Annotated in this window: 11 protein-coding genes and 2 pseudogenes; 7 read left to right on the forward strand and 6 right to left on the reverse strand. The window is 51.0% G+C overall.

Translation table 11 applies throughout. The features are described from left to right. Window positions 1-148: 148 nt before the first annotated feature. The 5 genes and pseudogenes from DUE52_RS21895 to DUE52_RS32470 form a co-directional block, all read right to left on the reverse strand. Window positions 149-466 (reverse strand): annotated as a pseudogene (locus tag DUE52_RS21895) (transposase); the annotation flags it as partial. Between the two features lie 12 nt (window positions 467-478). After that, entirely contained in the window at window positions 479-1,330 is an 852-nt protein-coding gene (locus tag DUE52_RS21900) for an ISAs1 family transposase (RefSeq protein WP_445475332.1), read from the reverse strand. Beyond that, window positions 1,310-1,752 (reverse strand): annotated as a pseudogene (locus DUE52_RS33175) (transposase); the annotation flags it as partial. The pseudogene DUE52_RS33175 and the gene DUE52_RS21900, both read right to left, overlap by 21 nt. 31 nt (window positions 1,753-1,783) lie before the next feature. Beyond that, window positions 1,784-2,053 carry a hypothetical protein gene (locus DUE52_RS21910; protein WP_133299906.1) on the reverse strand — a complete coding sequence of 90 codons (270 nt, stop codon included), beginning with the start codon at window positions 2,051-2,053 and terminating at the stop codon, window positions 1,784-1,786. A gap of 325 nt (window positions 2,054-2,378) precedes the next feature. Further along, entirely contained in the window at window positions 2,379-2,516 is a 138-nt protein-coding gene (locus DUE52_RS32470) for a hypothetical protein (protein ID WP_165840990.1), read from the reverse strand. A gap of 459 nt (window positions 2,517-2,975) precedes the next feature. Between DUE52_RS32470 and DUE52_RS21920 the strand changes: the two genes are divergently transcribed. From DUE52_RS21920 to DUE52_RS21940, 5 genes are read left to right on the forward strand one after another with little or no spacing between them, the layout of a single operon-like run. After that, window positions 2,976-3,227, forward strand: coding sequence for a hypothetical protein (locus DUE52_RS21920; RefSeq protein WP_114408198.1), 252 nt, complete (start codon window positions 2,976-2,978; stop codon window positions 3,225-3,227). A gap of 10 nt (window positions 3,228-3,237) precedes the next feature. After that, window positions 3,238-4,767: an efflux RND transporter periplasmic adaptor subunit gene (locus DUE52_RS21925; RefSeq protein ID WP_114408199.1), complete on the forward strand. Its 1,530-nt coding sequence runs from the start codon at window positions 3,238-3,240 to the stop codon at window positions 4,765-4,767. An 11-nt stretch (window positions 4,768-4,778) separates the two neighbouring features. Beyond that, window positions 4,779-7,886 carry an efflux RND transporter permease subunit gene (locus DUE52_RS21930; protein WP_114408200.1) on the forward strand — a complete coding sequence of 1,036 codons (3,108 nt, stop codon included), beginning with the start codon at window positions 4,779-4,781 and terminating at the stop codon, window positions 7,884-7,886. 8 nt (window positions 7,887-7,894) lie between these two features. Then, window positions 7,895-9,097: a TolC family protein gene (locus DUE52_RS21935; protein ID WP_114408201.1), complete on the forward strand. Its 1,203-nt coding sequence runs from the start codon at window positions 7,895-7,897 to the stop codon at window positions 9,095-9,097. A 47-nt stretch (window positions 9,098-9,144) separates the two neighbouring features. After that, window positions 9,145-9,552, forward strand: a complete 408-nt coding sequence (locus DUE52_RS21940; protein WP_114408202.1) for a hypothetical protein — start codon at window positions 9,145-9,147, stop codon at window positions 9,550-9,552. A 26-nt stretch (window positions 9,553-9,578) separates the two neighbouring features. Here the strand turns inward: DUE52_RS21940 and DUE52_RS21945 are convergent, their stop codons facing one another. After that, window positions 9,579-10,679: a cytochrome-c peroxidase gene (locus tag DUE52_RS21945; protein WP_229312259.1), complete on the reverse strand. Its 1,101-nt coding sequence runs from the start codon at window positions 10,677-10,679 to the stop codon at window positions 9,579-9,581. A 322-nt stretch (window positions 10,680-11,001) separates the two neighbouring features. Here DUE52_RS21945 and DUE52_RS21950 point away from each other — a divergent pair, with 322 nt between their 5' ends. Continuing rightward, window positions 11,002-11,682 carry a response regulator transcription factor gene (locus tag DUE52_RS21950; RefSeq protein ID WP_114408203.1) on the forward strand — a complete coding sequence of 227 codons (681 nt, stop codon included), beginning with the start codon at window positions 11,002-11,004 and terminating at the stop codon, window positions 11,680-11,682. After that, window positions 11,679-12,941, forward strand: coding sequence for a sensor histidine kinase (locus tag DUE52_RS21955; RefSeq protein ID WP_114408204.1), 1,263 nt, complete (start codon window positions 11,679-11,681; stop codon window positions 12,939-12,941). Before DUE52_RS21950 ends, DUE52_RS21955 begins: the two co-directional genes overlap by 4 nt. Window positions 12,942-12,994: the final 53 nt, after the last annotated feature.

Raw genomic sequence — 12,994 nt, forward strand, 5'->3', positions numbered from 1 at the left:
GGAGAGAGGGGGCCTTTACCTTATGGGTTAGTCTGTGGGTGTATAGTGGAAAATAAAGGCTGGTCTGTTCGATTCATGTCTATAACGTTGCGTCCAGCCAGAGGCTGGACGACTGCCGGGAGTGCTCGCCGAACTGTGTCAGCGGGATTTAATCGAATCGGTGCGGTTTAATTCGTTCCTCAAATATGATACTGATTTGGCCCAGCACCTCCTTCTAGTTGTAAGTTGTTGTTTCCCACTTGATTTGTAGATTCTAAATCGTCAGATAGACTAATTTTTGAAGGGCAATTTCTGAAGAGAAAGCGCCTTTCGTCTTGGTCACCTTTCTGAGCTGGCGGTGATAGCCTTCTACCGTATTAGTCGTGTACATTACCTTGCGAATAGGGGCTTGGTAATCGAAAAACGGTGGTAATAATTCCCATTTATTAAGCCAACACTGAATCGCCTGCGGATAACGGCTATCCCAGGGCAAACGCATCTAATTTTTAAGGATTTTGAGCAAATACTCATTGTCCCATCCGGCCTCCAGTCGTTTGCCTTTGATACTTCGCTTCCGGCTGGTTTCATTTTTAATTAAATTTAGGGCAATTCGACACAGAATCGAGAAGTTCTCGGCCGCATTTCCTTCTGGTTTTCGACTACGGTCTTCGCCGAAAGAGACATCAAGGACCCAATGCAATTCATTCTCGATGCCCCAATGGGAACGCACCGCCTGGCCTATTTTTTGGGCATCGGCTCCCAAACTGGTAATAAAATACCGTTTTTCGGTGTGTTCCGTTTGCGTAACTTTGAGATACCGCACGGCTTCGACGCAAACGACAGCTTGTAAGCCAACCCATCGTTGCGGATGCTGAAGGTGGGCCAAATCGGTGTACACCGAGCACGTCCGGGTTTCAACCCGACCGTGTCCGCTGTCTACCTCTTTCCAAATCGATACGGGTGGGCAAAAGCGCAACGTGTCGGCCAAGCCCTCTTGCAACTGTCCCTGATTGCCTTTGACAGCAATCACATAATCAGCGCCACCCGCCACAATTTGTTGAACAATAGCGGTTTGACAGCCGATGGCATCAATGGTAACAAGGCAGTCCGTGAGCTCTAATACACCCAGTAATTTAGGGATAGCTGTAATTTCATTCGATTTTTCAGCCGTTTTGACCTGTCCCAAGACGACCTTGTTGGCAGTGGCCCAGGCACTGACCAGATGAATGGCGGATTTAGGGACTCTGACAGGTAGCCCACCCTGTTCACTTGTTGGCAAGCTACCCAATCTTGGTTTCTTACCAACCCTCAAACCTAAAGGGCGGCCCCGCTTATCAGTGATAGCGGTCAACTCGCTGTCCGATAAGCTATAACCGTACATTTCGGATAGGTGGTGGCTGATGTCAGCGTAGGCAATAGCTACGCTGTAGAGAGACAGTACTTTTTGCTCCAGTTGGGCTGTGAGTACGACTTGCCGCTTAGGTACAATCTGAGGCTGATAGCTGCCTATGCGGTCTCGGGGTGTTTGTAAATCGATCAGTCCTGCACTACTTTTAACCTGCTTAGTGGTCTTTCCATTTCGGCGGTTTTGTTCCGTTGCCGAGTTTCCAACAAGTGATTAGTCATTTCACCTTCTAGGGCCGATTTCAGGAAGTGATTAAGCAAAGGAGCGAAAAGGCCGTCTTCCCCAGTCAGGGGTTTTCCTTCATAAAGGCCTTTAATAGCGGCCTGTTTGAAAGACTCAAAATCGAAGTCGTTGTTGGAGTTGGTCATGATAGTGAAAATAAGGTTTTTTTCTTTCTATTCACCCTTGACACAGTTTAGCGAGCAGTCTCAATTCGAATGAATCTTCTTCTTCCTCTTCGGGAAAAGCGTTGTCGACATTCAGGCATTTTTCCAGTACCAATTCGAGAATACTTTCCATCTCATTGATGGATAGATCTTCTTCCAAAGTAAAAGGATTGCTATCGCGGTTTTCTAAAACATCAGGAGCATTGATACTTTGGTTAATGACGACGAGCAGCATCAGCCAAAGCAATGTTTTTTGCAACCAATATGTCCGAAAGATTTTCATTGTTCTATAACAAAGATACGCAAAAAACGGACCATAGCGCTGTGAATGATGAAAACCAATATTTAAAAATAGGGGTTTTCAAGAATTAACATGCTCACAATTAAATAATTAGACAATTACGGGGAATTATTGTACATACAGCGATTCTATAGTGGTTCGCTTGATGGAAATATCCTTTTTAATGAAATAATGCTGAAAAGTTCAGGCTTCGGTTTAAGAACTGACCTAAACAGATCGATTGAAACAAATCCCGCTTGCCCCCAAACCATTCTTTCCATACCTTTACCCGTGAATGATCTGGCGGACCTGCATAACGTCTTTAATGCTACTGACTTACACCCTGGTGTTGGTTCACGACTGGTTGCCGCATCATCACACCCATGAGCATGATCATGAGGGAATAGGCCACCACCATCACGAAGATCAGGCCACTAAGTCCGATGACTTGGACTGGACCTCGCACACGCATGGAGCTGTTCAAACCGGGTTCGTATATGTAGCTGCTGCAAAGGCCGATCACGTTCAGGTAACGACTTCGGAAATTAGTGAGAATTGCCTCTTTACTTTTCATGCTTTATCCATTCACTGGGTAACCCATACCGCCTGGCTCACTTATGCCTGTGCCAAGGCACCACCACCGGCCTTTAGTTCGCTGCTGCTTCGTGCTCCCCCTTTTGCATTTTCTCCTTCCTGCTGACCTTTTGCCTGGAGTCAGTTTCCTTTTGGCTATCTGCTAGCCCGCTTTCTATTCTCTCTTTTTCACATTACTGAATCCTTTCGTACAGGATAACCCGGATTGTCCATGCTGGTCATATAGACCACGAGGCTAATGCTGCGTTTTCCAGTCCTATCTATGTCGCCTGACAGACTATTCTGCCAGTTGTCGGATGTATTCAGTCTCTACAACTCCAATTTATCACCCATGAAAAACATACTTTTTGCTTTGGCCGTCGTTTCCATTCTCTTCACCGGATGCTCAGGCAATAATTCAGAAGAACACACCCATGATGGGAAGGCTCACGATCATGAGGCCGGTACGCACAAACACGAAGATGGAACCGAACATGCCGATCATGCGAAATCGGACAGCACGCAGCACCAGGAAGAATTTACCGTAGGCAGCGATAGCACTTCGAAAGCCGAAAAGCCGCATGCCCATCCCCACAAGCACTGATCCATTTCTGATGACGTCTAAAATTATTTTTTCCATCACATTAGCCGTGCTTTTTCTCTCGGGCTGTAACCGTCAATCGGACAGCCATGAACATGGAGCCGAAGAACATGGTCATTCGCATGATGAATCGGGATTGCAGCCACTGGCCTATACCCTCTACAGCGATCATTTCGAACTCTTTGTCGAGTTCAAACCGCTGATTGTGGGACAGCAGTCAAAGTTTGCGGCTCACTTCACGGTTCTGGGTGAAAAATTCACGGCACTTGCCGCAGGAACAGTGACGGTGAGTTTACTGGTGGAAGAAAAAGGCATCCGCCAACAGGCGGATGCCCCTACGGTTCCGGGCATTTACCGGTTAGCGCTCACTCCCGGAATGGCTGGGATTGGCAAACTGGTTTTCGATATCAAAACAAAGAATGCGACCGATCAACTCATCATCGATAGCGTCCGGGTTTTTGCCGATGAACAAACCGCTCTGGCCCAGCAACCGAAGGAAGCCTCTGCCGGTATTGATATCACCTATTTGAAAGAACAAGCCTGGAAAGTGGAGTTTGCCACGGAGCCTCTTCAGCCCAGGCCCTTTGGCGAAATCATCCAAACCACGGGAAAAATTCAGCCCGCACCCGGTGATGAAGTGGTCGTAGCAGCCACGCTCGATGGAATTGTTCAGCTTAAAAATAGACCGTTACTGGTTGGAGGGGCCATCCGGTCCGGGGAACCACTCGTGACCCTCACCAGCGGTTCGCTGGCCGAAGGCAACCTAGATGCCCGATTGGTTCAGGCCCGCACCAACTTTGAACGCGCCCGGACCGACTTTGAACGGGCGCAACAGTTGATCACGAACCAGTTAATCACCAGCCGCGATTTTGAAGTCCGCAAGGCCGAACTCGAAAATGCGCGAACAGCCCTGGAGGCCCTGTCAGCCAATTACCGGGCGGGTGGAAAAAGCCTGACGGCTCCCATCAGTGGCTATATCAAAAATGTGCTGGTGGAACCGGGGCAATACGTCTCCGTCGGCCAACCGCTTTTGACCCTGACGCGCAACCGGCGATTGGTGATCCGGGCGGATGTCTCGCAGCAGGATGTGCGCTTGCTGAGCCAAATTCAATCGGCTTCCATCCGCACCCCATCCGATAACCAACGCTATTCGCTGGAGCAGTTACAGGGCCGGATACTTTCCTATGGTCGAAGCGCGGAGGGCCAATCGGGCTTTGTGCCATTGCTGATGGAAGTGACCAATGTCGGCGGACTGGTGCCCGGCACCTTTGTCGATGTCTGGCTGAAAACCCGCCCACAACAGTCGGTCCTGGCCGTTCCGGAATCGGCACTGATCGAAGAGCAGGGCATTTATTACGTCTACGTCCAAACCGGCGGAGAGTCCTTCCAAAAACGGGAAGTCCGGCTCGGAGTTCGTGATGGATTGTTGGTGCAACTCCTGTCGGGCGTCCAGCCCGGCGAACGGGTGGTGACCAAAGGCGGCTACCAGATTCGGTTATCATCCCTATCGGGCACCTTGCCCGCGCACGGCCACGAACATTAATTCCCCTTCACATGCTGAACCGAATTATTTATACCGCTTTACACAATCGTTTCGGGGTAGTGGTCGCTGCGTTGCTGCTCCTGGTGGGTGGGTGGTACACGGCTAAGACCACCGACATCGATGTGTTTCCGGATCTGACGGCACCGACCGTCGCGGTGCTGACCGAAGCCCACGGCATGGCCCCCGAAGAAGTTGAACGGCTGGTCACGTTTCCACTGGAAACCGCCGTGAATGGAGCGACCAGCGTTCGGCGGGTCCGGTCTTCATCTTCCGCCGGTATTTCCATCGTCTGGGTGGAGTTTGAATGGGGCACGGATATTTTTCAGGCCCGGCAGATTGTCAACGAGAAAGTCCAAACCGTTGCGACCCAGTTGCCGCAAGGGGTCGGCGCACCGACCCTGGCTCCGCAATCCTCCATCATGGGCGAAATTATGCTCATTGGCCTGACAGCAAAACAAACCACCCCGATGGAACTGCGCTCCCTGGCGGACTGGACCATCCGCCCCCGACTCCTGGCCACCGGGGGCGTCTCGCAGGTCATCGTCATTGGCGGTGATTACAAACAGTATCAACTGTTGCTTGATCCCCTGAAAATGAAAAACTACGGGGTGACGTTGCCGGAGGTGATGGCGGCTGCGCAAAATTCGAACCGCAACGCTGCGGGCGGTTTTTTGTACCAGTACAACAATGAGTACCTGGTCCGGGGCATGGGACGCACCAGCAATCCCGCTGAGATGAGCAGCGGTGTGGTCAAACTGGTGGGAGCTAATCCGTTGCGTTTATCCGATGTGGGCAATTTGCAAATTGGTGCCGCCCCCAAAATTGGGTCCGGGTCGCTCAAGGGGCAACTGGCGGTCATCCTAACCGTGATGAAACAGCCTCACACCAACACCCTGGAACTGACGGAGCGGTTGGATGTCGCCCTGTTGGAGTTAAAGAAAAACCTCCCGCCCGATGTAGCCGTCAACACCCGCATCTTTCGCCAGTCAGATTTTATTTCCGCATCCGTCAGCAACATTCAGCGGACCTTGCTGGAAGGAGCCGTTTTCGTGGTGGTGATTTTAGTCTTGTTTTTGATGAACATCAGGACCACGGTGGTGTCGCTCGTCGCGTTACCGCTCTCCCTGTTGGCTTCCATCATCACCTTGCGGTGGCTGGGGTTTTCCATCAACACCATGACGCTGGGTGGCATGGCCATTGCGGTCGGTGATTTGGTGGACGATGCCATCATCGACGTCGAGAATGTGTACCGTCGGCTCCGGGAAAATGCACGGCTTCCGGTCGCCGAACGACGGCCCGTCATCGATGTGATCTACCACGCTTCGGTCGAAATCCGGGCGTCGATCATTTCCGCTACGTTTATCATCATTGCCGCTTTTTTACCCCTGTTTTTTCTGAGTGGGATGGAAGGGCGGCTCCTGCAACCCCTCGGAATTGCGTTCGTGGTTTCGCTGCTGGCATCGCTGCTCGTGGCATTAACCGTTACGCCGGTGCTGTGCAGTTATTTATTGACCTCGGAGCGGATGTTGCACCGGAAATCGCACGATTCCTGGTTGGTCCAACACCTCAACCGGGCCTACCGACACACGCTGGAGCGCGTATTGCCTTATGGCAATTGGTTACTGGGCATCAGTATAATCATGTTAATCGCGGCATTGTGGCTATTGAGTACCATGGGCCGCAGCTTTTTGCCGGAATTTAATGAAGGCTCTTTGGTGGTCAGTGCGGTGAGTTTACCCGGCATATCCCTGGAAGAGTCCAACAAAATTGGCACGCTGGTGGAACAAACGTTGCTGACGGTGCCGGAAATCCGGGTCACCACGCGCCGGACGGGTCGGGCGGAATTGGATGAACACGCGCAGGGCGTCAATGCCGCCGAAATCGATGCGCCGTTTGTGCTGGAAACACGAAGCCGGGACGAATTCATGGAAGAGGTACGGGCGAAACTGGCCACCTTATCGGGCGTGAACATCACCATTGGGCAACCCCTCGGTCACCGCATCGATCACATGCTGTCGGGAACCCGGGCGAATCTGGCCATCAAGGTCTTTGGAACGGATTTGCCGCGACTATTTGCGTTATCGAACACCATCAAAACGGCAATTGCCGCGACACCGGGATTGGTTGATTTAACCGTCGAGCCGCAAATCGATATTCCCCAGGTGCAGATTCAACCCAACCGGGAAATGCTGGCCCGCTATGGCATTACGATGGGGGCGTTTACCGAATTTGTCGATGTTGCCTTTGCGGGCGAAAAAGTGGCCGATGTGTTTGAAGGCAACCGGAAATACGATTTGGTGGTGCGCTATAACGATGCCAACCGGGGCCGTATGGAAGCCCTAAAAAACACGCTCATCGATACGCCGGGTAGCGAAAAAATTCCGCTGGGGCTGGTGGCGAATGTGGTTTCTACCAGCGGTCCCAACACGATTAACCGCGAGAATGTCCAACGACGGGTGGTGGTATCGGCAAACGTGGCCGGACGGGATTTGCGCAGCGTTGTGGAAGACGTGCAAGCGGCCATTAACCAGCAAATCAAACTCCCCGAAGGCTACCGGATCGAGTACGGTGGGCAGTTCGAAAGCGAGGCCAGTGCATCCCGTATTCTGGGCGTGACGTCGCTGGTTTCATTGCTGCTGATTTTTATGCTGCTGTTGGGTGAATTTCGACAAGCATCCCTGGCCGGAATTATTCTGTTGAACTTGCCATTGGCGTTGATCGGTGGAGTCGTGAGTCTGGCTTTGACGGGGCAGGTCATCAGCATTCCGGCCCTGATCGGGTTTATCACCCTTTTTGGTATTGCCACCCGCAATGGCATTTTGTTGGTGTCCCATTACCGAACCGTCGAGTTGGAGGAGGGACAAACTCTGACCGAGTCCGTGATCCACGGGTCGGTGGATCGTTTGAGTCCCATTCTCATGACGGCCCTGACAGCGGGACTGGCGCTGATTCCGCTGGCGCTGGCGGGCAGCGAACCGGGCAACGAAATCCAAAGTCCGATGGCCAAAGTGATCCTGGGCGGTTTGCTCAGTTCCACCCTGTTGAACCTGTTTATCATCCCAGTGGTCTATTTGCGGGTTCGCACTCGGCAACAGCGCACGTCGTCTACCTCATCCTGATACACGCTATGCAACGCTTTCGCACCTGTTTTCTATTCAAGCTGCTCATGGGCCTTACCGTCAACGCCTGGGCTCAATCTGTGCCACCCGGCACGACACTGGCTCAGGTCTTGCAATCGGTTGAACAAACGAACAAAACGCTGCTGGCCGAACGGCAATACGGTGCTGCGCGAAAGGTGGAATACCGGACGGGCCTCAATCCCGATAATCCGTTTGTGGAATATGACCGCTTGCCGGGTCGACCCGAAACGGCCGGTATTCAGCAGGAGATCAGCCTGACCCAGGCGCTGGATTTTCCCACCGTCTACGCCCGGCGTCGGGCCGTTGCCCGGCAATTGACCGGGCAAACCGACACCCGGTTTCGCGTTATTCGTCAGAGCATTCTGCTGGAAGCCAAGCAAACGAGCCTGGAAATCATTTATTACAACCGGCGGCAATTGGAATTACAACGGCGGCTGGGCCGGGCCGAGCAGTTGGTCCGCGACTGGAGCAAAAAGCTACAACAGGGCGAGGCCACGGCCCTGGATCTCAACAAAGTCCGGTTGCAGCGCCTGGGTGCCGAACACGAATTGCGCCTGAATCAAAGCGAGCAGCGCCAACGGCTGCAGCGGCTGGCGGAACTCAATGGCGGTACTGTCATCGCTTTGCGGGATACCCTTTATCCGGCGTTACCTCCTCTGGCGAATTTTCCTACGCTCGATAGCCTGATCGAAGCGGGTGATCCGACCCTTTCGGTTTTGCAACAACAAATTGGGATCGGGCAGGCCCAGGTTGCGCTCAGCCGGTCTTTGACGCTGCCCAAACTGGAAGTGGGGTATCATTACCAGGCCATTCTCGGACAGCGTTATCAGGGCGTGCATCTGGGATTGACGCTGCCGCTGTGGCAACAGGCCCAGACGGTCAATCTGGGAAAGGCCAACGTGCTCGAAAGCCAGGCCCGGTTAACTCAGCACCGAACCGAGCATTACGCCCAAAATCAGCGGCTTTACGAACAATACCAGACGCAGCAAGCCAGCCTGAATCAATACCGGGAGCTCTTCAGTCAGCTCAGTACACTGACCCTGCTGGATACGTCCCTGCGATTGGGCCAGATCACGACGGTCGAATACCTCCTGGAAACCACCTACCTGTATGCTGCGCAGGATACTTACCAGCAATTGGAGCGGGACGTCCAGTTAGCGGCAGCGGAATTGTTGCGCTATCAATTGTAAAATGCGTAAGACAGACTCAACCATTCAGCCAATAAAACAGATCCCGTATGGAATCTAAAATCAATCGTGAAGAACTAGAGGCCATTGAACACTTTATGGCGCGGGCCAGCCAGGGAAAACTACATCAACAACTACAAACCGGCGATTATGCGCAAGACGATATCGACCGGGTCTTTCCCGCCATTCGAAAACTGCTGGAATTTGGCGCGAAACACGTCAATAATGCGCCACACGATTACAAACTCTATTACACCAACAGTCAGGGGAGCCCCATGCTTCTCTTTGGTCTGACCGTCAATAACCCCGAAATGATTCAAAATTTACTAACCCACTATAGGGCCATCGAACAGATGGCCCTGAAAGAGAAATTATTTGCCATGAAAATTTCGGACATGACCGGTGCTGAGTTTGCGCAGTATCTGACTCTTTTGGAGCCTAAAAAATCCATTCCATAATCGCCAACGAACAATGGAGAAGGGGCTTAATCGTGGTGATGCTGACGATTGGTGATAAAGTCATAATCGGTCAACGTGTTCAGAAACATAACAATATCCTGCTGCTCCTGCCGGTTCAAGGGAATGCCGGGGGTACCGTTTTTCTTGAGAAGCGGGTCGAGTTGGGGGTTGTCCTGAATACCCGTGGTGTAGTGATTGAGCACCTGATCCAGCGTTTTAAAACGACCGTCATGCATGTAGTACGTGGTCATGGCGATGTTGCGCAGGCTCGGCACCCGGAATTTGTTTTTATCCTCCGGCTTTTGGCTGATGCCATAGCGTCCCAGATCGGGTATGGGCACATACGGGTTGGGTAACAAACCGTTGTTGCGGAAACTCTCATCGGTAAAGAGTTCACCACTATGACAGCCTGAACAATGGGTCTTGAAGAGTTGCAATCCGCGAAGTTCCTGTTCAGTGAATTGAACGCCTTCATTCCGAATGAATTGATCGTATTTGGAGGTCGCCGAAACCAGCGTTAACAAATACTGGGACAGTGCTTTTAAAAACCGTTCAGCGGTAACGTTTTCCGAACCATAAGCGGCTTTAAAAAGACTGCGGTAGTGTCCATTACTTTGCACTTTTTGCAAAACGTTGGCTAGGGAATCACCCATTTCGATAGGGTTTTGGATGGGGTCGATTGCCAGTTGATCCAAATCAAGAATTTTACCATCCCAGAAAAAGACCCGGCTCCAGGCCACATTTTGAATGCCGGGGGTGTTGCGTGGCCCGATTTTATCGTGAATACCGTGACTCAAAATATGATCGGTGTGCGCAAAAGCCACTTCCTGTTGATGACAAAAGGCACAACTAATCGTACCGTTTTTCGATAGGCTGGCATCGAAAAACAGGCTTTTGCCCAATAAAACGCCTTCGTGGGTCAGTGGGTTTTGGGCAAAGTTATAAGCCGGATCAGGAAAATTGGCCGGTTTTTTCCAGGGGTAGGGGGTTGTTTTGTAGACGACGGAATCGGTCGGATTGGGATCGACTGGAATGACATCCGGGGAACCACCCTTCTGACAGGCGATGAGGCTATAATATAACCCCGCTACGATCCATAAAGCCAGCAGTGTTGGTCGGTTTATCACGTTACAGAGTGTGGCTAATTCATTTGAAACCGTTGAAGGGGATTTCGTTGTAGTCTGATTGATACAAATGACGTCAAACGATTAATTACAAGTTATAACGAACCTGTCGGAATTTTCTTTTAGGTATACCAGAGCAACTACGATTCATCAAAATTAAATGGACTGTGGCATGAATAAAAATTTTACTCTATAAAGTGGGTTAAACAGGAACTACTAAAACGAAATGCTCTTCCTGTGAAACCAAAAATGATTGTTAATCCATAAAACACTATTCAACAGACTTCAGTCTTTCTTCACAATTCGCTTCTTACCTTCGTTGGCCATGAAACTGCTGATTGTTGAAGACGAAGAACCGCTGTTGAATAACATGCTAGGCTACCTGACGGGTGAACAATTCATCAGTGAAGGCGTCACGACCTATGTGGCGGCTCTGGAGCGTATTCACCTCTACGAGTACGATTGCTTATTATTGGATATTACCTTACCCGATGGAAACGGCCTGCGACTGCTGGAAGCGTATAAACAACTCCGAAAAAAAGCGGGCATCATTATAATTTCCGCCAAAAACTCACTGGACGATCGAATCGCCGGACTGGATTTAGGGGCCGATGATTACCTGACCAAACCTTTCCACCTTTCGGAATTAAACGCCCGAATTAAAGCCGTCATTCGCCGGAAAGCATTTAATACACATGATTTTATCGATGCCGGGAATGTGCGGGTCGATATGACCCAGCGTCGGGTATGGGTCGATCAACAGGCCATCACCCTGACCCGTAAGGAACTGGATATTCTGTTGCATCTGCTGGCCAACCAGGAACGGGTAGTAACCAAAACATCCTTAGCCGAGCACCTCTGGGGTGACCACATCGACCAGGCCGATTCATTTAACTTTTTGTTTGCGCACATCAAGAATTTAAAGAAGAAGCTGCTGGAAGCCGGGGCCACACCCGAAATTAGGAATATCTACGGGGTCGGTTATCAACTCCTGGTAAACGCATGAGATTACTGACACTGACTACTCGTTATTATTTGGTCCTGTTTCTGCTGATTCTGGCAGTCTGGTCACTGGTATTGTATGCGGTACTCCGCCAGCAAGTCTACCAGAACATCGATGAGATTCTGTTCAATCGCAAACAGCAAATCTCTGTCCTACTTAATCAACCCCAGCGCAGCCTGCCAACGGGTGATCCCTATACTGATTTCAAGCTTCGCCCACTTCCTCCTGGCCATGTGTTTCAACCCGATCAATACGCTGATACGCTGGTTTTTGAACCGGTCGATCAGGAATATGACGAATACCGCCAACTTCGAACGCAGGTACGGGTGAGTGGAAACCCTTACGAGCTGACTATTGTCAAGCCCCGACTGGAAAGCACCGAGATGATTAATACGGTTTCCATTACGCTTCCCACACTTTTTTTGGTACTGGGTGTGGGGTTGGCCTTGACGGCCCGGCGATTAAACCGGATTCTGTGGCAACCGTTCTACCGCATGCTCCACCAACTGGGTAAGTTCCGGGTTGATCAAACCACTTCATTTCAAACCGAACCGACCTCCATTGATGAATTTAGTCAATTGCAGCAGGGGCTGACCGACTTAACGGAACGGAACCGGAAACTGTTCATGCAACAGAAACAGTTTATCGAGAATGCATCTCATGAAATGCAGACGCCCCTGGCCGTGATTCAATCGCACATCGAAGTCCTTTTGCAACAGGCCGAATTAGATTACCGGCAGGCCGAACCCTTAGAGTCCATTCTGACGCAAACCGAGCGATTAGGACGACTAAATCAGGCGCTGCTGCTTTTATCCAAAATTGAAAATAACCAGTTCCGCGAGCGTACCCCAGTTCCCCTGAAACCGTTGGTAGAGGGTATGCTTCCCTATTTTGAAGAACAGATCGAACAGCAGGCATTGCGGGTGGAGTTGACGATTCCTGCCGATACCACGCTCCATACGCACCCGGTTTTAGCGGAAATTTTGCTAACCAATCTGCTTAAAAATGCCTTTGTGCATAATCTCTCCAATGGCTTTGTCCGGGTTGATGTCAAGGGGCAGACGCTGACGGTAGAAAACACCGGTGATGCCCCCGATGTGCCGACCGATCAGCTTTTCGAGCGTTTTCGCAAGGCCTCGCGGCAAAAACAGACGTTGGGATTAGGCCTGGCCATTGTCAAGACGATTGCCGACGTCAATGGATGGGCCGTGACGTATCAATTTGCGAATGGCATTCACCGACTGACAGTAACCTACGCGTAAATTCAGCATTAATTCACAATCGGATAATAGGTTTGTCTCTCAGGTTGATCCTA

Source organism: Larkinella punicea (assembly GCF_003334855.1).
GTDB lineage: Bacteria > Bacteroidota > Bacteroidia > Cytophagales > Spirosomataceae > Larkinella > Larkinella punicea.